The 22,379-nt window shown below is 60.1% G+C and carries 17 protein-coding genes; 9 read left to right on the top strand and 8 right to left on the bottom strand.

The features are described 5' to 3' along the window. The first annotated feature begins 128 nt into the window (after nt 1-128). Nucleotides 129-908 carry a hypothetical protein gene (locus tag ACYKG1_RS02010; RefSeq protein WP_478471683.1) on the top strand — a complete coding sequence of 260 codons (780 nt, stop codon included), beginning with the start codon at nt 129-131 and terminating at the stop codon, nt 906-908. Between the two features lie 42 nt (nt 909-950). Here ACYKG1_RS02010 and ACYKG1_RS02005 read toward each other — a convergent pair whose 3' ends face one another. After that, nucleotides 951-1,877 (bottom strand): XVIPCD domain-containing protein, encoded by a 927-nt coding sequence (locus ACYKG1_RS02005; RefSeq protein WP_478471681.1) that lies wholly within the window; start codon nt 1,875-1,877, stop codon nt 951-953. Nucleotides 1,878-2,092: 215 nt separating this feature from the next. Here ACYKG1_RS02005 and ACYKG1_RS02000 point away from each other — a divergent pair, with 215 nt between their 5' ends. Continuing rightward, nucleotides 2,093-2,995 carry a hypothetical protein gene (locus ACYKG1_RS02000; RefSeq protein WP_478471680.1) on the top strand — a complete coding sequence of 301 codons (903 nt, stop codon included), beginning with the start codon at nt 2,093-2,095 and terminating at the stop codon, nt 2,993-2,995. 119 nt (nt 2,996-3,114) lie between these two features. Here the strand turns inward: ACYKG1_RS02000 and ACYKG1_RS01995 are convergent, their stop codons facing one another. After that, nucleotides 3,115-6,459: an XVIPCD domain-containing protein gene (locus ACYKG1_RS01995; RefSeq protein WP_478471679.1), complete on the bottom strand. Its 3,345-nt coding sequence runs from the start codon at nt 6,457-6,459 to the stop codon at nt 3,115-3,117. A 37-nt stretch (nt 6,460-6,496) separates the two neighbouring features. Next, entirely contained in the window at nt 6,497-7,135 is a 639-nt protein-coding gene (locus ACYKG1_RS01990) for a DUF1629 domain-containing protein (protein WP_478471678.1), read from the bottom strand. Between the two features lie 95 nt (nt 7,136-7,230). Between ACYKG1_RS01990 and ACYKG1_RS01985 the strand changes: the two genes are divergently transcribed. After that, nucleotides 7,231-7,407: a hypothetical protein gene (locus ACYKG1_RS01985; RefSeq protein ID WP_478471677.1), complete on the top strand. Its 177-nt coding sequence runs from the start codon at nt 7,231-7,233 to the stop codon at nt 7,405-7,407. Between the two features lie 59 nt (nt 7,408-7,466). On the opposite strand, the gene ACYKG1_RS01980 is transcribed toward ACYKG1_RS01985, so the two are convergent. Continuing rightward, complete coding sequence (locus ACYKG1_RS01980; RefSeq protein WP_164090156.1) at nt 7,467-8,108, bottom strand: DUF1629 domain-containing protein; 642 nt, start codon at nt 8,106-8,108, stop codon at nt 7,467-7,469. A 198-nt stretch (nt 8,109-8,306) separates the two neighbouring features. Here ACYKG1_RS01980 and ACYKG1_RS01975 point away from each other — a divergent pair, with 198 nt between their 5' ends. The 3 genes from ACYKG1_RS01975 to ACYKG1_RS01965 all read left to right on the top strand — a co-directional run bounded on the left by ACYKG1_RS01975 (nt 8,307) and on the right by ACYKG1_RS01965 (nt 10,912). Then, nucleotides 8,307-8,522 (top strand): hypothetical protein, encoded by a 216-nt coding sequence (locus ACYKG1_RS01975; protein WP_478471676.1) that lies wholly within the window; start codon nt 8,307-8,309, stop codon nt 8,520-8,522. 487 nt (nt 8,523-9,009) lie between these two features. Then, nucleotides 9,010-9,378 carry a hypothetical protein gene (locus tag ACYKG1_RS01970; protein ID WP_478471675.1) on the top strand — a complete coding sequence of 123 codons (369 nt, stop codon included), beginning with the start codon at nt 9,010-9,012 and terminating at the stop codon, nt 9,376-9,378. A 625-nt stretch (nt 9,379-10,003) separates the two neighbouring features. Further along, nucleotides 10,004-10,912, top strand: a complete 909-nt coding sequence (locus ACYKG1_RS01965; RefSeq protein ID WP_478471674.1) for an HNH endonuclease — start codon at nt 10,004-10,006, stop codon at nt 10,910-10,912. A gap of 238 nt (nt 10,913-11,150) precedes the next feature. On the opposite strand, the gene ACYKG1_RS01960 is transcribed toward ACYKG1_RS01965, so the two are convergent. The 4 genes from ACYKG1_RS01960 to aceE all read right to left on the bottom strand — a co-directional run bounded on the left by ACYKG1_RS01960 (nt 11,151) and on the right by aceE (nt 19,732). Next, entirely contained in the window at nt 11,151-12,926 is a 1,776-nt protein-coding gene (locus tag ACYKG1_RS01960; RefSeq protein ID WP_478471673.1) for a hypothetical protein, read from the bottom strand. A gap of 10 nt (nt 12,927-12,936) precedes the next feature. Beyond that, nucleotides 12,937-15,537, bottom strand: coding sequence for an ATP-binding protein (locus ACYKG1_RS01955; protein ID WP_478471671.1), 2,601 nt, complete (start codon nt 15,535-15,537; stop codon nt 12,937-12,939). After that, nucleotides 15,537-16,811 carry a hypothetical protein gene (locus tag ACYKG1_RS01950; RefSeq protein ID WP_478471669.1) on the bottom strand — a complete coding sequence of 425 codons (1,275 nt, stop codon included), beginning with the start codon at nt 16,809-16,811 and terminating at the stop codon, nt 15,537-15,539. Before ACYKG1_RS01950 ends, ACYKG1_RS01955 begins: the two co-directional genes overlap by 1 nt. Before the next feature lie 233 nt (nt 16,812-17,044). Continuing rightward, nucleotides 17,045-19,732, bottom strand: a complete 2,688-nt coding sequence (gene aceE / locus ACYKG1_RS01945; RefSeq protein WP_100471090.1) for a pyruvate dehydrogenase (acetyl-transferring), homodimeric type — start codon at nt 19,730-19,732, stop codon at nt 17,045-17,047. 545 nt (nt 19,733-20,277) lie between these two features. On the opposite strand from aceE, the gene ACYKG1_RS01940 reads away from it, so the two are divergent. From ACYKG1_RS01940 to ACYKG1_RS01930, 3 genes are all read left to right on the top strand, one after another. After that, the gene (locus tag ACYKG1_RS01940; protein ID WP_478471667.1) at nt 20,278-20,838 is read left to right on the top strand and encodes a PadR family transcriptional regulator; all 561 of its coding nucleotides are present in this window, start codon (nt 20,278-20,280) and stop codon (nt 20,836-20,838) included. A 59-nt stretch (nt 20,839-20,897) separates the two neighbouring features. Continuing rightward, nucleotides 20,898-21,695 carry a siderophore-interacting protein gene (locus ACYKG1_RS01935; protein ID WP_430767139.1) on the top strand — a complete coding sequence of 266 codons (798 nt, stop codon included), beginning with the start codon at nt 20,898-20,900 and terminating at the stop codon, nt 21,693-21,695. A 239-nt stretch (nt 21,696-21,934) separates the two neighbouring features. Further along, nucleotides 21,935-22,336, top strand: a complete 402-nt coding sequence (locus ACYKG1_RS01930) for a hypothetical protein (RefSeq protein WP_478471664.1) — start codon at nt 21,935-21,937, stop codon at nt 22,334-22,336. Nucleotides 22,337-22,379: the final 43 nt, after the last annotated feature.

The raw sequence follows: 22,379 nt of genomic DNA, 5'->3' as shown, positions 1-22,379 counted from the left end.
GGCTGGGGTTGCGGGGGAATGGTAGCAGTTCTCAATTGGCGATGCGCCAATCGTTCTCGGCCACAGTGTGAGGACGAGAGACCGCTCGTTGGCATCTCCGCTCCCCGCAAATGTGCGGCCTAAAGAACTTGGCCAAGCCGCCGATTGCCACAGCGGGCAATCCACGCTTCGGAGCTCAATTGAATATCAGGACACGCGCAAGAATCTATGGGCTGCTGTTGGCCGCCGCAATCGGCTACGTCGCATGGTCATCCTTGACGATGTACACGCCCATGGTTTCCAGTGAAGTGGGCCAAGCGTCGCTGAAGGAGGTGCGTGACTACAGCAATGAGCTGGCAGAGCGAATGCAGAAGACACGCGCCGAGCACAACCTCCCCTTCATTGGCGAGCAGCAGCTTACGATTGATCACATTACAGGCATCAATCATCTGGCGGCCGATGCAGCACGGGCGAGGCAGCGATACTTCGACCATGAGCACGCCTACGTTTGGAAGCGCATCCTCGAAGACATTGAGAACTATGTGCAGCATCTGGACGGCTTCGGATCTTCCGACCCGAATGAGGCAGAAATTCGCCTTCAGGAATTGAACTCCGCACTCCTACAGGTCTTGAGCAATCGCGATAGGGCAGTGAAGACGATGGAGGGAACCATGCGGATCTTCACCATTCATATTGGTGAAGCCAAACGCTCGCTGTATACCGACATTCATATGACGAAGACCTTGCTGGATGCCGGAGCGAACGAACATCTTCTGCTGACGACGCAATCAAGTGCACCGCCATTCGAGGATATCGTCCGCTTGCAGAATGCGGAGTGGGCAGTATTCGAGCTGCATCAACAGCTGGGCCGTGACTACGAGCAAGCCAATCGAATCCCAACTGCGATTCGCCTGTTGATCGGACGTTGATGGCACAGCGAGTACAGCCGAGCAAGCAACCGTTGGTGCGGACTATTGCTCCTTCAACCGCAGCGAATCGGCCACATCGGTCTTGGCCGCCACCTCGGTGGCGATGCTGGCGCGGCGGTGCCCCGGGTCGTTGCGGTCACCCTGCACGATGAAGATGCTCTCGGCGGCATGGCTGTTCCTGGTCGGCTGGCTGAGCAGCACGTGGTCCACGCGCGAGAGATTGTTCTGCTTGGCCAGCACCAGCAGGCTGGCGCTGATGCGCTGGCTGGCCGCATCGAACGGGCGCCCGTGCGCGGCGTCCAGCTCGGCCACTTTCTGGATCAACTGCGAGAACAGGCGATGGTCGGGATGCGAAGGGTCCAGCAGCGTACCGGCCACTTCAATCGGCGTCGGCGGCGGCTCATCGCTGGCACGGTCGCCCTGGCGATGATGCTCGGCCTCGCGCTCGGGCATCGCATGGTGGGTTTCGGCATTCAGGTCGCTGCCCGGGAACGGCGCGGCAATGCACTGGATTTCCGGCAGGTTGAACAGCACCGCGTACTCGCCCAGGTTGCTGCCGCCGTCCAGCGGTGCCGGCAGCGGATGCAGGCCGGCGTAGTGCAGCGCCGCCCAGACGAAGTCGCTGCAACGGTTGATGGTGGCCGGGCGATCCACATCGAATTCGAACTCGGCCGGTTCCTCGGCGAAATCACGCAGGCAGCCGTAATGCTCCTCGGTGATTTCCAGGGTGCGGCTGTAGTACGGGTCCAGATGCTCGTCGGCATCGTCGTGGCGCACCTGCGCGTATTGCACGCCGGTGAGGGTTTCGCCCGGTGCGTGGCGCGGTGGTGCGAAGCCGTAGCTGTGGGCCTCGTCGCCCGCGGCCACCTGCAGGTACATATGGCCGCGCGGCGAGATGCCCCCGCTCTTCAGTGGGGTGCCGGGGGCGGCCAGGTACAGCGTTGCCGTGTAGCGTGTTGCGTGCTCCATGCCTGTTCAGCCTTGATGGGTGCTGCGGTCCTGGCTGGATGATGGCATAGGTGGGATGGGCGGCAGGTGGAGGAAGAGAGGGCGCCGATCGCGACTTGCTGAATATGTGAGCCAGCGTCCAGTAATGGCCCCTGCGCGTGAGCGAGGCCCGGCGGCGACTGGAGCTTGCCATTCCACCGATCTATAGTCGTTTCGATCATGCAAGGGAATCGCCCATGAGCAGAGCACCGGCTTGCCGGCTTGCCTCCTTCGCCCTGGTGGCCGTGCTGAGCGCCACCGCCTGCGCGAAGGCTCCATCCACGGAAAAGGACCCGAACGGAACCCCCATGTCCGAAAGCGCAACCAGCCCACGTACGGTGGGCGGACAGACCTACACGACGCAGCCGGTGGAAGCTCGGCTTGGCCCTCACCGCTTCATGTTCCCGGCCAACCTCTACTACAACCAGACGGGCCCCCTCGCCGATGGTGGCGTCATGCTCACCGTGTTCTGGCCTGATTTCGATGCAGCGCCTCCCGGTGATCGCCCGGTGCGCAGCACGCAGGACAGTCGGCGGCAGGTGCTGGTCGAGCTTAGATATATCGATCGCGTTCCCATCCAGAACCATCTGGCGCGCCGGTCCAGCAGTGAAGCCACCACCGCGCCGGGATCACTGGAGCGAAGGGACCCGGTAGAGAACCTCTCGCTGCGCGTTGCACAACCCGAACGCTGGGGTTTGACGCCGTATGCGATCGACCCATCGTTGATGGCAGCCTATGCGAAGGATTCGGAGGCTGCGCTGGGCAGGCCTTACGTGCGCAACCCGGGGATGGAACCAGACTGGTATGTCGCGCGCGCCACAGATGGCCAACTGGCAACCTTCATCAGCTGCGACCCGGCAGACCGCATTCCTGACGGGCTCACGATTCAGGGCAAGACACTTGAACGCGCCGGCGAGGGCCAGATCGCAATGTGCCGCCATTCCATCGTGGACGTGGGCGACAGCATCGCCATCGAGATGAACTATGCACGCGTCATGCTGAGCGACTGGCAGCGCCTGGAAACCAGCGTGCGTGACCTTCTGAGCCGATATCGCGTTCAGCCGCAGGAGCAGCAGAGCCACGCCATGCGCATGGGCTGACCGTCCAGATTGAGGCGGCCTCTCTCGGAGGCAAAGATCGCGCCCCCTGAGACTTTCCCAGGCCACAGGTAGCTGTGAGCTTTGTGCCCGCGACTGAAGCATCCTGGTTTGGGAGCGCCTCACATACTCGCCGCACGGATCTGGATGTCGTGCTGCACCCGCTGGTCTTCCAGCTGCTGATCCAGCTGATTGGCAAGCGCGCGCTGATGCGCTTCACGGCTGACAGAGTCGAACTGCTGCAGTGACTCCTCCACCGGTGTCTGCGCCGCCAGCTCGGTCGGCATCGCAGCGCGCTGATGTGCCGGATTGCTGGGCTCACCCTGCACCACGAACAGCATGTGCCCAGCGGGGTGTTCGCGCGTAGCGTTGCTCACCAGCACATGGTCCACCCGCTCCAGGTCGTTGTCCTTGGCCAGTACCAGAAGGCTGGCGGTCATGCGTTCGCTGACTTCATCGAAGCTGCGGCCGTGCTTGGCGTCCAGCGCTTCCACGCCCTCACGGATCTGCTGATACAGCGCATGATCGGGATGGCCGGGCTGGGTGGGGTCCTGCACCACCCGGCTCGGGGCCGATGCCTCATCCGGTGCGGGTTCGGCTGGCTCAGGGCTTGGCGCAATCGTGGGCGCGGCAGGAACAGTGACAGCCGCAGTGACAGGCTGGGGGTCATCCAATGGAGCCGGTTTGGGCTCTGGCACGTGTTGTGCCGCTTCCTGCCCCAAAGGCCACGGATCGCGCACAGGTTCAACAGACAGCGGCTCCTTGAAGGGCACCGGTTCCACCTCCTGCACTGCCATGTCCTGCTTTGGAGTGGGAGCAACCGCAGGCACCGGGGCCATCCGCTCCGGCTCCGATGCCTGCTCTGTGCGCTGCGTGGGCATCATCTGCGTTGCCGCATCCAGAGGCGCGGCGGCATGTGGCGTCGTGCGCTCAGGTGCGGTCGGGTGCGCCTGGATCGGCCCAGCGGGCTCCGGCGTCTGTGAAGCGGTACGGTTTTCGGTGGGGGCCTCGTTGTTTGGATGGGGCTGAGGTTGCGGTTCCGCCTCACGCCGCGGCGGATCGCGCTGCTCGGCGTGCCGCTGAGACTCGGGCTTATCCTGTGGGACGGGCGTAGACGGTTGCGGAACCGCTACTGCTGGCGGCGCCGCCGCAACCGCTGCAGGCGCGATGGGCTGCGCAGTGGCCGGCTCTTCAGGCCGCACTTCCACGTTCCCGTCCTGCTCAGATGGCTTGCCGCCATGTGCCACCTGCGCGGCCACTCGGGCGGCCTGTCCTGCATCCACCTGCGCAGCACCCAGCCGATTTGCCTCCTGCATTGCCTGCCGGTACGCCTCCTGCTCACCCGCCGACAGCGCGACAATGCGCAGCTCGGGCGAGTCCGGTAACGGCGCCTGCTCATTGGCACGCGCGCGCACCTCATTCCATGCGGCCTGCAGCTCCAGCGTACTGGTGGTCGCGACGGCGCGCGCCACGCCATCCTCGCCTACCTGGTAATGGGTGATGGGTCGGGAGGCGCCGGCGTTGCCCTCGGCTACAGGCCCCAGCTCCTGCAGCGTGGCCCCGGTTATGCCGTGCTGCTCGCGCGTGCGCGCCGTAGCCAGCGCGACCGCCTGCTCCCACGCCGGGGTTAGCGCGACGCCCGCAGCGTAGTAGCTGTGGCGCAGCTCGTTCTGGTTCACTTCCGCCGCAGACGGCAATGGCCGCGCGTCCAATGCGGCGATGGTCTGGTTGAACTGATCGAGCGATGGCTGCTGGATGGTGCGGGTCAGCTCCAACTCCAGCGCCATGTTGCCCTGCGCGATCTGGCCAGCGTGGTGCCATTGTCCTGCTTCATCGCGCTGGTAAAGCTGGTTGTCCGAGCCCTGGATGGCGTCGGGCCTGGCACGGGCCTGCTCCACCGCTTCCGGCACCAGCGGCACGAAGTCGCTGGCACGGGTAGCGGCGTAGGTCTCCAGATAGCTGGCGGCAATGGCGGCCTTGCCGTTGGCGATGTTGTTCTCGATGCGCTGCACCGCCTCGCGATTCAACTCGTTTGCGCGCTCGGGGCTGGCGGTCTGCGTCTCGTACACGCCCCGGTCGTTGGCGCCGGACACGCCAACCTTGACCTGCCGCATCCACTGTTCGGTCTGCGCATCGCGGTGCCAGTTGGGATTGTCCAGACGGCCCTCGCCGTCCTTCGCCGGGATGCTGAAAGGATCCTGCGGCGGCGGCGCCTTGCCCAGCGCCAGCTCTACCGCTTTTACATGGGCGTATGCGCCCAGCTCGCGGGCCTTCTCGTAACTGGCGCCCACACTGCGCTCAGCCGGATTGCCCAGGCCGTCGCCCGCGCTGTCCATGACCGCCTGGCGCTGCCAGTTCAGGCCATTGAACTGCCACGTGACATCGGCCTTGTCGGTCTGCCGGTAGACGGCGCGGTTGTCGAGCAGATCGGCGCCCTTGTCGAACGCCTTGCTCATCAGCAGCGCATCGCCTGCGACGATGGCCGCAGGGACGAAGCTGGACGTGCCGATCACCGATGCCGTGGCCATACCACCGATCCAGCCACCGCCGTTGCGCGCCAGGGCGTGGGTGAGCTCGGACTGGGCGGCGGTGCCGTTACCTTCTTCCAGCAGCTGCGAGGTGCGGCGGGCGGTGATGACAGCGTCGGCGCCGGAGGCGAGCAGGCCGCCGGAGCGGATGAGTTGGCTGGTGGAGGCTTCGCCGAGGAGGATGCTGGTAGTTGCAAATCCTCGCTGACCTTGCGGAACGCGCAATGGGTCTGCCGCTTCCTTACCCAGAGCATTCTCAACTATCAGGACTCCCTCTGAGGATATGCTCAGCCTGCCACCGTGGTAGGCGCTGGAGATTGCCTCCGAAAGGCCTTGACGCTGCAACTCCGCTCCACCTCCACGTGTTAACGGATTGGGAGATGACTGAACGTGCCGGAGCGTGGCCACCACACGATGCTCCGAATGAGTAACACCCGCCCAGCCGCTATCGATTGGCGTGAAGCTCCTAAGCTGTTGGAGCTGGGGGGCGTTTAACTGGCCATAACGGGCTTCGTTGAAGAAGAAGCTCTGAACTTGTGGCCGAATATCGTCAGGCTTCAGACCATAGGGGGCGTTGGTGTAGAGATCACCATTGATCAGGCCGACCCGTACCGTGTCGCGCAGTGCCTCCACCCGCCCGGAAATTCGCGCCTGTGCGGCAGCGTCTCCGTTGAACGCGGCCACTCCGTCGGGCGTCTGCTCCAGGCGACGCAAACGTTGCAGAAGGCCGATCTGATAGTCGGCGATAGGGCCACCGCTGTGCGGAGTAATTCCCAGCGATTGAGCGAACGCCGGATCAGCTGGGAGAAAGATCCGATTCTCCGGAGCGTGGATATCAAAATTACCGGTGTCGGCGAGCATCCTGAGCAGTGGGCTACGCGCTAGCGTACGCTGCTCGATCGCGTGATGGTCTTGAAAGTCAGGTCCGTTGCGAGGCATCGATCAGGCTCCTTCCTGCTCAGCAGCTGCAAAGCGGCTAGATATCTGCAGCGTCAATAAACCACATTCCATCGGCATCATTGTCAGTAGCCACGCCAGCGCTTTCCACTGCGTCTTTGAACACGTGGTCGCAAAAGACAGAGGCTGTATAAGGTGTCTTGAAGACGTGCGCCTGGCCGAGCGCGCCACGATCAAACGTCACACTTGCACCACCACCAAGATCGTAGAACTTCCCGTTGATGAAATCTTCGGAGGTATCAATAAAGAGCTTGGAAGCACCTTCGTCCAACGCATCAACTACCCGGATCACAGTGCACAAGTAGCGGCGGTCGCCTTGGCTGCCATCTTCCAGCCGATAGTCAATCTCCGCAAACGCAAAGGCGTGAGGATCAACGGAAATCATCACGTCATGCAGTCGTTTCGAGACGAGCCAGTATCCGCTGAATCCCGGCTCCAGATCCCGCGGCGGCGCGCCCATGCTGGGATTGAAAGCCAATCGCGGAACTTCGCGGAGTGGTGGAATGCCCCCCTCCCCTGGTAGCAGGATCATGCGGGGAGGAGACAGCAGACGATCCAGATTCTCGAAGACGACCCCGCATGCAGGGCCGCTGATTGCACCGGCCTCAAGGAGAAAGAACTCCCCCTTCCGAGGGTGATTAGCTGAGGTCGAATCCATGCGCTATCTCCATCTCATTCTGAGTCCTGCACTGGGCACAGCTTACCGGTGACCGGTCACGGAGCAAACACTCTCACTCCAAAGATGCGTGCTGAATGGGCATGCTGCCTTGTAACCCGGTCTGCAGCAGCCGGCAATCGGATAACAACGAAATCCATTCGCTGGGTTGCGACGCTGACCTTCCACCGCACAAGGCAGTCCTGGTGTTCGGCAGCAACTACAACCTGGAGCTGGACGATGGGCAGCGGCTACAGCCGGGCGTGCCTGACTGAACCGTGCGGCTGTTCAACACGTCGCAGCTGGTTTGCCATCAGTTGTCTGCTCCCTAAGGTCAGATTGCCGCAGCGTCCACGAAGGAGATGCCGCTATCCCGAGGACTCGTGGGAATCCCCGCCGCGTGAACTGCATCAACAAATTCGCGGCTCGCGATCACGAAGGTGCTGAATGGAGTCAGGAAGACATGCCCATCTCGCACCACCTCAGAGCGAATGGCCAGACTCGCCCCGCCTGCAAGCGAATAGAACTTTCCGTTGACGAAGTCCTCATCGATCTCGATATCAAGCCTTGAATGCTCCTCGTCTATCGCGTCCAGTTCACGCACCACGTCGCACAGGAAACGCCGTGGCATAGGTGTGCCATCGGCCAGGCGGACATCACACTCAACAAAGTCGAACGCATGCGGATCCACAGAGTTCATCACCTGCCACAGCCGTTCCGAGACGAGCCAGTACCCGCTGAAGCCGCCCTCCAGGTCACGTGGCTCAGGACCCTTGGAAGCGTCGAAGACGATGCGTGGCTTCTCGCGAAGCGCCGGGAAACCCCCATTGTCCGGGCGCAGAATGATGCGCGGTGGATCGAGCAACACCGACAGGTTCTCAACCTCGGCGCCCCGGAAAGGACGGCTGCTTTCCAGATCTGGTGAGAACAAGTAGAACTGGCCCGCTTGAGGGCCTTGGGTGGGGCTTTGCTTCATCGCCTGCGTCCCTGGATTCCCTTCAATGACACCGCTGATGGAGCTTACCCCTCTTGGCATGGTCGTTTCGAGGCAGATGCGACAGCCTCACGGTTTCCGCTGATGCCACCCTGTGATGGCTGAGAAGCAGGTTCTGCCCTTCATCGCATCCCTTGAGACGGAGGCAGACCATTCTCCCTCCTCCACTGGAGGACGCCCATGACCAAGATCGACCCGACATGGCTGGAAGCCTTCGACAAGGAGCTCCTCCACCTGTTTGCCATCGACCATAGCGACGCCGGCATGGATGAGTACCTGCTGGTCTGCTACGCAGACCTGCAGCCGCGCGAGGCGGCGCTGGCGTTCGGCAGCGACTACGACCTGGAGCGCGACGATGCGCTGTGGCCACGGCCGGGCGTGGCGTCGGAAAGTTAAGTTGTGTCGCAATCGGCACGATTCGGATCTCAGACCTGCAGACGGATTGTCGCTTTTGAGACCCCGACCCTCTGCAAACCGTGCTTTTCAATGCGCATTCGGGCGGTAACTTAACACCGGCCGAAACCACTGCACCGCAAGGGTTCTGCCACGCGTGCTCCATGCAACAATGCCGTAAGCGTCAGCATTTGCGGCCTCTGCGGCCTACGGTTTCTTGGCATCTCGCAACCATGCGAGTACACCTTGGCATGCCACCGGAAAAGGGTGGCGCGGGGTTCGAAAGCCCGCTCAGTAGCCTTGTGTTTTGCGCTTGTCAGCCGGCGTCACCTTTTGGGTGGCGCCGGCTGGCAATCCGTTCGCGTTCCATGGCGGGCGGTGCGTGGGGGTCTTCGGACCCACCGGCTTGGTTACTGTCCGGCTTTCGAACCACGCACCGTCCGCCACCTTTATCGGTGGCGCTGCTATCTGTCCTGTACGGAGCATTGCCATGAACACATCGGACTTCCGTTCCCTGCACGCGCAGTACCATCCGGACAACGCCGAAGCCGAGCGCGAACCTTCCGTCGATACCAACGCCTTCGTCGCCACGCTGCGCCGTATCGGAGCTGGTGCGGCTGCGGATGGCCAGCCTTGGCCGGAGCGGCATCAACTGCCTGGGCGCTGCCTTCAGTTGGCGGATGCGGATTGCGCGCTGGCCGGACTGCGTGTGGTGGCGGAACTTATGTTGGCTGCGGAGCGGACTCGGCAGAACGGCGCGCCCGAGGAGTACCTGGGAGACCGGGTGATGGAAGGGTTGAAGATGGCGTGCGTAGCGTTGACTGCGCAGGCTATTGAGCGGCTGCAGGTGCGGGAGTAGCGCGCACTTCGCTACGCACATCGAATGCAATGTGCGGATCGTATGCACGGTCCGAAGCATTCGCCGCTGTCTGAGCTCTCTAGCCTCCAACACTGGCCTCACTATGCCGAGCCGGACTTTGCTTGCCCTGACGGCGGCAGCACTACTGGGATTTATCATTGGCGGGGCGTACGCGCCAGCCACCACAATGAGTCTTGAGAACTACCCAAGACTCACCGAGTCGGAGTTTGCCCTGTTTCGGGCCGACGCCGAGAGCTTTGCTGAAGCGTTGTCTTGCCAAGGCGTCACCATCGGAAAGCATGATCCCAGTAGACACTTCTTTGATATGAGCCTACGTGGCGATGCCATTCTGTTCGTGGACAACTCTGGACCAAGTCTTCTGATAGCCACCATGTCTACGATCGCAGGCGATGCAATAGGGCTACAGCGCTGGAAAGATGGATGGGGCTCACCAGAGAGACGCAGGAGGAACTTGAGCGCACCTGAGAACAGCTGCCCTAGGCCTGCACCCCAGTAGACTCCCATCTGCACCCTGCCCCGGCAGCCAAACGCGTCAATCAATGACACAAGGAACCTGGTTCTGGATAGAATCCTGGGCACTTAGCTTCTGGGACAGGGATCTAGTATGGAACTCCCATTCGAGGTGGGCGCGCTCTACAACCGTCAAAAGCAGATCCACGGTGTATTTGGCGGGCAACAGCAAGGCGGCATTTCGACACCCAGGGAGCATCCGCTAGTCATCGCGTTCACTGGCGAGGCCGGCGTGTCTCATGGCTACCATGATTTCTGGGACGACGACGAAGTCTTTCACTACTTCGGCGAGGGTCAAGTCGGAGACATGAAGTACGTGGCGGGCAACCGAGCGATTGGTGAGCACGTCAGGGATGGCAAGACGCTCGTAGTGTTCCAGATGATGGGCAAGAGGCGGCCCTGCCGGTACCTTGGTAGGTTCATCTGCAAGTCCTCCTACGTTCGGCCTGGCACGCCAGATCGCGAAGGGAAGCCTAGATCTGCGATCGTGTTCCGCTTGAAATCACTGGAAGCCTCGCTGGGCCTCACGGCGGGTGAGTCGGATCAAGCAGAAATCGATGCTACGTTCCATGACGTTGGCTCGACGAGCGCAAGACGCGAAACCGAAGTGCGGACGAAGCAACGCCTCTTCCGCGAGCGTCTGATTGGCATTGAGAAGGGTTGCCGGTTGACCGGCATTGAGGACCTTAGATTCCTACGCGCGAGCCACATCAAGCCATGGGCAGATAGTACCCATAGCGAGCGCGTTGATGGCGAGAACGGCCTGTTGCTGGCTCCGCATGCAGATCTGTTGTTTGATCGGGGATGGATTAGCTTCTCGTCGAGTGGTCGTCTACTCATATCCAGCGGCTTGCCTTCCGATGTACGAGATCGAATCGGCCTGAATTTGAACTCACCTCTTCGAAATGGCTTTTTTTCGGAGAAGCAGAGCAATTTTCTGGAATTTCACCGAGATGTTGTTTTTGATAGGCAGAGGGGCTTGCCAGTAGCTCTGGCCTATTGACTCACTCCTTCTAATTAGGCCGTGGAAGCCTGGGAATAAGCGGTGTCGCAGACGATCAGCAGAGCGAGCCCAAACCAGTGCGCTGGACATTAGATCGAGCCTTACAGACGTCCCCAGAAATTCCAAACAGATCGAATCAATAAATCTCCCGAAAAGACCCAAAGTAGCGACGAGTCCGACCGAACTTCGGACTTCGAGGGGCTCGCCCCACGCGCACGTGGGACGAAACAGTTGACTTCTAGCCCTCCGTGATCGCCGCCGGCGCGAAGTCCACATCGAACGCATCTCGACCAGAGATCGAGAGTAATTCACGCAACAACGAGGACGAGTACGGAGCACGAACACGTCCGTCTCTTCGCAGGGACCATGTGACACGATCTTCGTACTTCACATTCTCACCTCTAACTATCGCCTTGCCACTCTTTTTGTACCAAGGCAGATGAATAGATTTGTAGGGCTTATCAGATGTAAAGGTAAGCTGGCACCGAATATCCGAAAGCACTTCTTCTTCCGTCGGCGGATTCTTGAGAACCTTCGCAATTGGGGAGGTTAAGCCGGAATAAAGAGTCTCAAGTCCTCGGAGCATGCTAGGAGCTCCCGCTGCAACTTGTGTACTATCGAACGCCACCCTTCCATCGCTTCTAAACGAAGCAAGATCCAGAACCGCGAGCTTTACCTGTGTTGCATCTCGGTAGTCGATCCTCCAACTCTTGGAGTTCAGCAAAAAGGGAAGTGGTTTGGACTTCAACTGAGCAGACTCACTTTTCTTTGGGTCCTTTACTTCAACAATGGGAACGAAGAAGGCATAGGACTGCCCCCGCTTGCCATCTGATCGAAGCTGGATATCGCATTGCTGACCCAAAAGTATGTACCTCTTTTCGACGAAATCTGCCTTTCTGTTCTCTATTCCGTCAAGCACAAAAACATCACCACAACTGATTGGGGAGAGCGCGGCATTTATTACATCACCTTCTTCCCATATCTCCATCCGCCTAAATTTCTCCAAGCTTGAGTGAGGCGGACCAATCAAAGTGGGCTTCAGCTCGACCGGCTGGAGATCTCGAATTCGGCGAACATGCTCAAGAACGCGCGAATCGTTCATAAACGTGGTGCGGAGACCATCGGCGATCTTCGCAGATAGCGCTCGCTCTACCACATGAAGTTCTGAGACGCCCTCATCGTAGGCACGTTGAACTATGAATCTATCCAACTGCTCAGGAGGAATATCTAACAACTCTGCTTTAGCACCATTCATGGCTATTGCCAGTGCATTTTCAGCAACCCCAATTACACCATGCACACTTCTGCGCAGCCCCGCTCTCTTGAGAGCCACCTTCAGCTGCTCTTCAAGTGCACCATCGTCTTCGCCCGCATCCTCCAGTCTTGCCTTTGATATTACGCAAATCGGAGGAGCATTTAGACTCTTGTTCTTGACGATAAACTTCTCTCGAAGTTCAGCCTCTTTTTCAGCTTCGTTATGCAACGAAGCCTCATGCGTCAAGATGAATATCGTACCTTGAGAATTGGATGACGAAAGTGTTGCAAGTGTATCGAGACCATCCAATCCCTTCGCTCGATTGGTCAAATCAACGATGTAACCATAACTGGAGTCACCGCCCCTACAAAGCTCAGGGATAATTTTCTCGGCATCATCAAATGTTATCTTGTCATTTTCCTCAATGCCAAGAAGCTCACTTGTTCGCTGAATTGAGTTTCTGTCTAACTCCTTTACCTCCAGCCCTCTAAACTCGCGCTGGGCGGTCAGAAAGAGCTGCTCAAGCTGCGATGATTGCTGCTCATTCAATTTACCAACAAAATCTCGCAACCTTTCGCCTTGGGCGTCATAGTCCTCATCAGGCAACGCACCCTCGAGCCCATCAAAATTAACTTGACGCGCCACTTCTAAGTCGGAATAGATTATCTCAAAGAGATCATCATACCCACCTCCGAAGTGATCATCAATCCAAATAGACCGTGTCACACCCAATGCTACAAGCGCACTCGCCAGATCCATAGCCCCCTCGCTATACCTTCACATTACTCAGGTCGACTTCAAACTTAAAGCGCCTACCAAGTTCATTTCGATCCGGCAGCAGCCTCACACTGCAGCCATCGGCCTGTAAAAGCTGTTTACAAATAAATAGCCCAAGGCCTTGTCCGCCATCCTTGTTCTGCTTTCCCGTAACAAACATATCAAAGAGCGAATGCTCATAGAGCACATCCACACCTGGCCCAGAATCGCTGACTATATAGCCAAAATTTGTGACCTCAACTGCAATCCATCTTTCGCCTATCGTGTCCGCACCACTATCAGCACGCAAGACCCAATACGCGCTATTCTTGACCAGATTATCCAAGACTTGGAGCATTCTCGCACGATTCACCTTAAGCTCCGGGCCAGCTTCAGGAGACTTTATGTCTACGGTGATTGCGTCACGCTCAAACACGCCCTTCCGCGCCTCCCAATACGAGGTCACGAACTCGCCTATGGTGAAGTTGTCTTTTATTGCCCTGGAGCGCGGCAGCAGGGGATCAATTAGTGACGCCGCGCTCATAATTGCGGAACACGAGGCGCGAATCGAGTTAACGTGCCGGGAGATCACACCACTGGCCGCACTCTCGCTCGATCTGTTTATCTGTGTGAGGCGATATCGAATTTCGCCGAGATGGGTTCTTAGCTCATGAGCTAGCCCGCGCGCACTAAGACCAACCGCAGCGCTCTCAACCATTGCTAGAAGCTGATCGCGGTGCTCACTCCTCTCGAGTCGCAGCATCTCGAAGGCATCAACTGCAACTTCGCTTCGCACAGCTGCATGGAGCCTTGAAATCTGGCCCACCACGTCTTGAACTTCAGTCAGAGCCTGCTTCGATCCCACGGAGAGCGACTGGGCGTCGTTTTTACTCAGCGCAAGAACTCTTGCATTGAGCGAGTTGACCGCATCATCCGCCACGTCCTGAAACTTCTTCAGGGCACCAAGCGCGCCAGCGACTTCGGAGACCGAAGCATCGGCGGATAGCGGAGCCCCCTCCTTCTCGGGGACTTTTCGCTCGGCATAGAACGCATCGAGGGCTCGTCGCAGACCTTCCAGGGAATTGTTTGCGAACTTTTTGCACTCTAGCGCGATCGCATGAAAGCCACGGTAAGCAGCGTCCTCTACGAACCCTTCTCGGTCAGACTTCTCCGTCAAACCAAAGTTCTCTTGCCCAGAAAGTGCAAAGTACCCAATCGTGTTGGAGACCCGCATATGATAGCTACTACCGCCAGTCATAGCGGTGGCGAGCTCTAACCAGTCAGTTTGTGACCGAACCTGGAATCCATCACGCAGGATCGATATCCCGGCCATTTGCTTAATCAGCTTTCTGTTTACGGATATCCCACTCGCGGCCTCATTCTGTATCGCGTCCATGTGAAAGAAATAGAACGCACCCGAGAATGCGCCGGGATCCTCGATTGATTTAACATTATCGGGAAGAACGTGCTCCCAAGCTCGCTGCCCCTTAAATTCCAGGAACCATGGCTCTACACCCGCAATCTTGGTGAATGCTCTAGTCTTTGAGAACTTATCAAGGAATTTTATGAACGCCGCCCCATCGTCGCTCCCAAATGCCATCTCGTACTTAGCGCGCGCCTCGTCTGACCTCGCCTCGCCGAAAAGCGCCCTTTTGAAACGGGCAGTCTGTTCGAGGATCATCTGGCCATTGGGCCCAGGCTTCCATTCGAATGTGAACTCCGCTACCGCCTGAGAAAGCACCTGATTTGTTACGGCCATCAACGAATGCTCGTGGCCGTCCAGGGTCAAAGTAACGGGGAAAGTAGTGGTTGCCTCAAAGGGAGAGACCAGCCTTGCTAAGCTCCGAGCCAACTCATCCACTCGACCGGGGCGACGCCACTCCAGCAAGTCGCTGAGGCCGAAAATGCTGACGCGCGTCCCCTTAAGCCTCTCATTATTCAACCTCTGAAGTGACGTCACTGGCACATCATCCACAGCGACAGCGGTTTCGCAGTCTGTCCAGCGGAACTGCGCTGACGATACGTCTGCATCCTTCGAGGTTGCGGACTCAACGAGCAGAACATCGCCGAGCTTCATGGTACCCAGTCGCCCGAGCCCCTTGTCGCCCAAAGGTGTTCGACCTCGGTTGGTTTTCCCTTTCGGGCCATTCCCCCCCACTCGCTTTGCGGAGCCGCTAATCATCAGCCAACTCCCCTTAATTTTCTCGAATGGTATTCCGTCGCCGCTATCGCTAATCGTAATTCGACCTGTGCAGGTCAGGTGTCTCTCCACGATCTCGCCAGGGTCCAGTTCCGCAGGATCTAGCTCTGCAGCTTCTCCATGCTTCGGTTGCCTCGCTCCGCCATCCTGCTCATTGTGCTTTCGAAGTGATACACGAACCGTGTCCGTGGACTTTGTGTGGTCCTTGAACTTACGAACAGGGCCCACCTCCACTAATTCATTGTATGCACGAGAGTCGATATCGATGCGACACCCTGGTGAATCAGCGTCATAAGCATTCTTAACGCATTCAAGTATCGCCTGCTCCACGTCAGTTACCAGCTCGCCTCCAAGCTGCACTAGAACGTGGGCACTGACGCGCAGGTGCGGATCTTCTTGTTGGATGTCTGACATCAGGAAAACTCCGCAACCATAGTGGTCTCTGCGGTAATCATCTCGCCCTGGGAATTCTTTGCGGGCATCCGCTTTACAGGCAGCTCTCTTTGAATGGAAGCAATAATTCGCCCCCCAAAGTACTCGGCAAAATCTTCATTTATTCGATCGAACGGCACGGTCAGACCGGCTGCCCTGCGGTTTCCCGTTGTGAAAACCCAGTAAGTCCCACCCGACGTGGAAGGCCTAATCTTCTTCAAGGCGTCAAAGTAGTCCTGCATAAACGCTAGAACTTTACGCGTTTCCCTCACCTTGCCGAGCGCATCCGCCTGTTTTCGAAAATCCCTCAAGCTTTGGGAAATTTCCATAACCTCATCCGATCGCGCAGCATTGGCGACCTTGCCTCCCAAACTAGCCGAGTCTAGAGAGTGTGAGTTCTTCCTCATTATCTCTGATGCGTCCGATGGTAGGTCCAAAGCATCGATCCATTGCAAAGCCAGATATGAATACTGACCATATGGTATCGTCGTCTGATTATCGCCATATGGTGGCGATGTGATTACGATATTTGACCTCGTTCGGCTCTTTGAGAGTGCGGCTGATCTAAGGTCTCCACAGATAAGCTTCGCTTGCGGCTTGCGAGAGCGCGACCCTAAAAGATCGCGATAACTGCGCTCGCGCTCGATGAGTAATTTTACGCTAGCTATGAAATGCGGAATGATCTTATTCGGGTCTGGCGAGTTTCCCGCCTCCCTTATGTGAAGCTTGTAGGTGCTCGTCCTACTATTTGAGGAAACGCGAATAGTGTCCGCCAGCACCACCCAAAGCAGCTTTCGAATCGTCTGATTCTGGATCGCTTGAATTGCGCGGCGAATGCGAGATATGTTTACCGCAGCCTCTGCGCTAAACCACTTATCCCTTCCAGGGAAATCAACATCCACGAGATTTTCAGAATCTCGCAGGAGAAGCGTGTAGAGCTTAGCGAAACTCCCTGAAATGTCCACACCCCGGTCAATCTCAGCTTTTGCTTCGCACACGAGGATAGCCAACGGATTGATATCGACGCCAGTAAAATCCAGGCCCCTCGCTAGCGCCTCGGTCATTGTAGTACCTGACCCTACAAAGGGATCAATTACAAGAAAATCATGCCCTTTGACATTGATGATTGCATCAAGAATATCGCCCTGCATACTTGGAACCATCATGGCCGGGTAACGAATAAGTCCATGTAAGCCTGGACGCGCCTCTTTACCCGTCATTCGCCATTCTTTCGGCTGATTTGCCGACAGTGACATTAGGCGCGTTCTAAGAGTCGTATTGGGTTGCATTAGCGTCGATCAATCCATGTATAGGCCACTAACCGAGCCAGCGAGATCTCAGATTAACAGTAACTAGATATCCCGGGACAGCTCGCTCAGTCAGTGATCCGGCTACCGTCTACTGTAGTGGGGCCAGGCCAAATAAAGAAGAGGCGGTCACCTTAGTGACCGCCTCTCTCTAGATTGGCCTGTAGGGCGGGATGGTCAAATCAAACCCCAACAGGATTAGCCTTCTCCGGATCAATCTTGTACTGCTTGATCGCCCGGGCCACATCCTTCGCGGTCATCTTCCCTTCCTTCGCCAATGCCGCAATCGCGGCATGCGCGATGTAGTACCGGTCAACCTCAAAGAACCGGCGCAGGTTCGCACGCGTATCCGAACGGCCGAAACCATCCGTACCCAGCACGGTGTACGACATCGGCACGAACGCGCGGATCTGGTCCGCATACGCACGCACGTAGTCGGTGGCGGCAATCGCCGGGCCCTGGCGGCCTTCCAGCAGCTCGGTCACGTAGGCCTTGCGCTGCTCACCTTCCGGATGCAGGCGGTTGGCACGTTCCACGTCGAAACCATCGCGACGCAGTTCGTTGAAGCTCGGGCAGCTCCAGATGTCAGCGGTCACGCCGAAGTCCTTGTCCAGCAGCTCGGCGGCAGCAATGGCTTCGCGCAGGATGGTGCCCGAACCCAGCAGCTGCACGCGCAGCTCGCCCTTCTTCGGCTTGCCGGCGTCGGTCAGCAGGTACATGCCCTTGATGATGCCCTCGGCCGCACCTTCCGGCATTTCCGGGTGGGTGTAGTTCTCGTTCATCAGGGTGACGTAGTAGTACTCGTCCACCTGGTCTTCCATCATGCGCTTGGTGCCGTGCTGCAGCACCACGGTCACTTCGAAGCCGAAGGTCGGGTCGTAGCTGCGCACGTTCGGGATGCCACCGGCCACCAGATGGCTGAAGCCATCTTCGTGCTGCAGGCCTTCACCGTTCAGCGTGGTGCGGCCGGCGGTGCCACCCAGCAGGAAGCCGCGGGTACGCATGTCCGCCGCCTGCCAGGCCAGGTCGCCCACGCGCTGGAAGCCGAACATCGAGTAGTAGATGTAGAACGGCAGCATCGGCACGTTGCTGACCGAGTAGCTGGTACCGGCGGCCATCCACGAGGCGATCGCACCCGGCTCGCTGATGCCCTGCTGCAGCACCTGGCCGCTCTGGTCTTCGCGGTAGAACATCAGCTGGTCGGCATCGACCGGCTTGTACTTCTGGCCGAACGGCGCGTAGATGCCGATCTGGCGGAACAGGCCTTCCATACCGAAGGTACGGGCTTCGTCGGCCACGATCGGCACGATGTGCGGGCCCAGTTCCTTGTCACGCAGGGTGATGTTCAGGCTCTGCACGAAGGCCATGGTGGTGGAGTAGCTGCGCTCGCCGCTGCTCTTCAGCAGGCGCTCGTAGGCTTCCAGCTTCGGCGCCACGAAGGTCTTGTCGGCCTTGCGGCGGCGCTGCGGCAGGTAACCGCCCAGGGCTGCACGGCGTTCCTGCAGGTACTGCACTTCCGGCGAATCCGGGCCCGGGTGGTAGAACGGCACCTGGCCGTCGGCCAGCTGCGCGTCGGTCACCGGAATGTTGAAGCGATCGCGGAAGTGGCGCACCGCTTCGTCGTCCAGCTTCTTGGTCTGGTGGGTCGGGTTCAGCGCTTCACCGGCGCTGCCCATGCCATAACCCTTCACGGTCTTGGCCAGGATGACGGTCGGCATGCCCTTGGTGTTCACGGCCTGGTGGTAGGCGGCGTACACCTTGTGCGGGTCGTGGCCACCACGGTTCAGGCGCCAGATGTCGTCGTCGCTGAGGCCGGCCACCATCGCAGCGGTTTCCGGGTACTTGCCGAAGAAATGCTCGCGGGTATACGCGCCGCCGAAGGCCTTGCAGTTCTGGTATTCGCCGTCGACGGTTTCCATCATCAGCTTCTTCAGGACGCCGTCGCTGTCCTTGGCCAGCAGGGCATCCCAGTAACCGCCCCACAGCAGCTTGATCACGTTCCAGCCGCCGCCACGGAACACGCCTTCCAGTTCCTGGATGATCTTGCCGTTGCCGCGCACCGGGCCGTCCAGGCGCTGCAGGTTGCAGTTCACCACGAAAATCAGGTTGTCCAGGCCTTCACGGCCGGCCAGCGCGATGGCACCCAGGGTTTCCGGCTCGTCGCTCTCGCCGTCGCCGATGAAGCACCACACCTTGCGGTCGGACTTCTCGATCAGGCCACGGTTTTCCAGGTAGCGCATGAACTGCGCCTGGTAGATGGCGGCCAGCGGGCCCAGGCCCATCGACACGGTTGGGGTCTGCCAGTACTCCGGCATCAGCCACGGGTGCGGGTACGAGGACAGGCCGCCGCCGTCCACTTCCATGCGGAACTTGTCCAGCTGCTCTTCGCTGATGCGGCCTTCCAGGAAGGAACGCGCGTAGATGCCCGGGGCGCTGTGGCCCTGGATGAACAGCAGGTCGCCCGGGTGGTTTTCGCTCGGGGCGCGCCAGAAGTGATTGAAGCCCACGTCGTACAGGGTGGCGCCGGAGGCGAACGAGGCGATGTGGCCGCCCAGGTCACCCGGCTTGCGGTTGGCGCGCACCACGGTGGCCATCGCGTTCCAGCGGATGATCGAACGGATGCGCCATTCCAACTCGGCGTTGCCCGGGCTCTTGGCCTCGAGCTGCGGCTCGATGGTATTGACGTACTCGGTGGTGGGAGAGAACGGCAGGTAGGCGCCCGAACGACGGGTCAGTTCCACCATGCCTTCCAGCAGCTGATGCGCGCGCTCGGAGCCCTCGACATCAATAACGGCCTTCAACGACTCGATCCACTCCTGGGTTTCCACAGGATTCGGGTCGTTGTTCAGCACCTCGTTCAACCAGTTCATTAGCGCTCCCATAACCGCACGCACGCGCGCGACTGTTGTATAGATTTCTAGACCGCAAAGTGTAGCGCACCAAGGGCTTTCGTCACTTGGCTACGCAGGCGTATGGATGCAACCGGCCAGTGTCCGCAAGGGGCTTGCCAGGCCCGCTGACGGCCCTGCGGCGGGCCTTGGCGGCTGCGCGGGCTGTCGCTTGCGGGCCGCTGCGCCCATGTGCAGGACGCAGTGTTACTGCTGCCGATGACGGTTGTAGGGCAACTCCGGCACCGCCGTAGGGGCGGTTCGGGCGACGGTACTGAACCGGCGACAACATGTCGCACCTGCCTCTGGATCGGTGCCGCCAGCGGGTCCAGCGTGGGCCGCGAGTGATGGGCCTGGCGGCCCTGCTCCCTTCCACAGCATCGCCGGGGCGCCCTGAAAGGGGCGCCCCTTTTGCTGTGCGCGTGGCCGGCCGTGGCCCAAAACGGACCTGCTTGTGGCCGGATCGATGATTGCCGGCTTCGATATATCGATATATCGTTTGCACACTCGTTTACCGATATATCGAAATGAGCCGTACCGTTTCTCCCAGAGCCCGTTCCACCGATCCGGCAGTGCCGCGCCGCAACGGCCAGCCACGCGTGCTGAGCCGCGGCGACCTGCGCCTGCTGGTGCTGGCCCTGATCGGCGAGCAGCCGCGCCATGGCTACGAGCTGATGCAGCTGATCAGCAACCAGTTCATGCAGGCCTACACGCCCAGCGCCGGCACCATGTACCCGCTGCTGGCCAGCTTCGAGCAGGCCGGCTGGATCGAGGCCGAGGAAGTGGACGGCAAGCGGATCTTCCGCATCACCGCCGCTGGCGAGTTCGAGCTGAAGGTGCAGCGCACCCAGGTACGGCTGGCGCAACGGCGTGCCTTCGACCGTGCCCGCGAGATCACCAAGGCCTCGCTGCCGCCGCCGCTGGCCACTGCCCTGCGCGAGTTCAAGCGGGCGTTGGTGCACCACCACGGCCGCTGGGCCGAGGGCGAGGCGGACGAGGTGGCGGCGCTGCTGACGCGGGCCTCGGCCCTGCTGAACGGTACCGCCGGTAGCGAGGCATCACCACTTTCAACGACCCAGCCAGACTGACTCCAGCCAGGTCTCCCCTACGCCGCGCGCCCCCGCGCGACACCTTTGCAGGTATCCCCATGACCGAACACAACAACACGCGCCTGCGCCTGGATGTGCGCTTCCGTGAACTGACCGTGCTGCGCACCGAAGAAGTCACCCCGCACATGCGCCGCGTGGTGCTGGGCGGCGACGATCTGGCCGGCTTCGATTCGCCCGGCGCCGACGACCACATCAAGCTGTTCTTCCCCAACAGCAGCGGTGAGATGGTGCTGCCGGTGCTGACCGCTGAAGGCCGTAGCTACCCGGCCGGCAAGGAGCCCTCGCCAGCGCGCGACTACACCCCGCGCTGGTGGGACCACGAAACCGGCGAGCTGGCCATCGACTTCGTGCTGCACGACCAGGGCATTGCCGGGCCGTGGGCCGAGCAGGCGCAGGCTGGCGACGTGCTGGTGATCGGCGGCCCGCGTGGCTCGTTCGTGGTGGCCGACAGCTACGACGCCTATGTGCTGATCGGCGATGAAACCGCGCTGCCGGCAATCGCCCGCTGGCTGGACGTGCTGCCGGACGGCGCCGAGGTGCAGGCCTTCATCGAAGTGAGCGACGAAGCCGAGCGCCAGGACCTGCCGCAGTACGAGAACGTGCGCATCCACTGGCTGGAGCGCAACGGCTTCCCGGCGGCCAGCAGCACGCTGCTGGAAGACATGCTGACCGACTTCGAAGCACCGGACGGCGATGTCTTCTACTGGATCGCCACCGAATCGCGCCGCGCGCGGATGATGCGCAAGTTCATCGAAGGCCATCTTGGCGTGCCGCGCGACTGGATCCGCTCGACCGGCTACTGGAAGGCCCACCCGGACGAAACCGACGGCGATTGAGCAAAAGACGGTAGGTGCGGACTCTCCCTGGTGGGTGCGGACCGTTGGTCCGCACGCTCTTGACTGTGTAGATCCGAGCCCATGCTCGGCTGCTCCGCCCTCGGTGGGTGCGGACCGCCATCGACTGGTGGGTGCGGACCGTTGGTCCGCACATTCCCATGCAGTTGCCGGCCAGCGGCCGGCACGACCCGGCAAGCAATGCGACAATCGCGCTCCTTTCCTGCAGCAACGAGGCCCGCATGGCCAAACTGACCCTGGCCAGCGTGGACGCGCTGCGTACCCGCTTTGCCGATGACGCTGCCTGCGATGCGGCGCTGGCTGCCTTCGCCGACACCGCTGCCCTGCGTGTACCGCTGCGTGAGCTGGTGGAAGCACAGCACCGCTACCTGCAGGCCGAGTTCGAAGTGGCACAGGTGGCCGACGTGCTGCGCCGCGACCAGAAGTACGCACCGGTCGGTCGGCCTTCGATCAACATCGTGCAGCTGCGCAAGCAGCAGGCCGCGACCAAGCAGGCGGCGCTGATCGCACGCCAGGTGGTGGCGCAGGCCGCGCAGACCTTCGTGCGCGTAAGCGGGCTGGCGGTGAAGGCCAAGCAGAGCCCGAGCGACGCGTGCGTGGCGTGGTTGGGCACGTTGCGCTGAGGGATCGTGCGGACCAACGGTCCGCACCCACCGAATCCAGGTC

This window comes from Stenotrophomonas sp. 85239_Sma, assembly GCF_056481725.1.
Note: the sequence above shows the minus strand (reverse complement) of the source record. Positions and strands in the feature narration are given on the sequence as shown.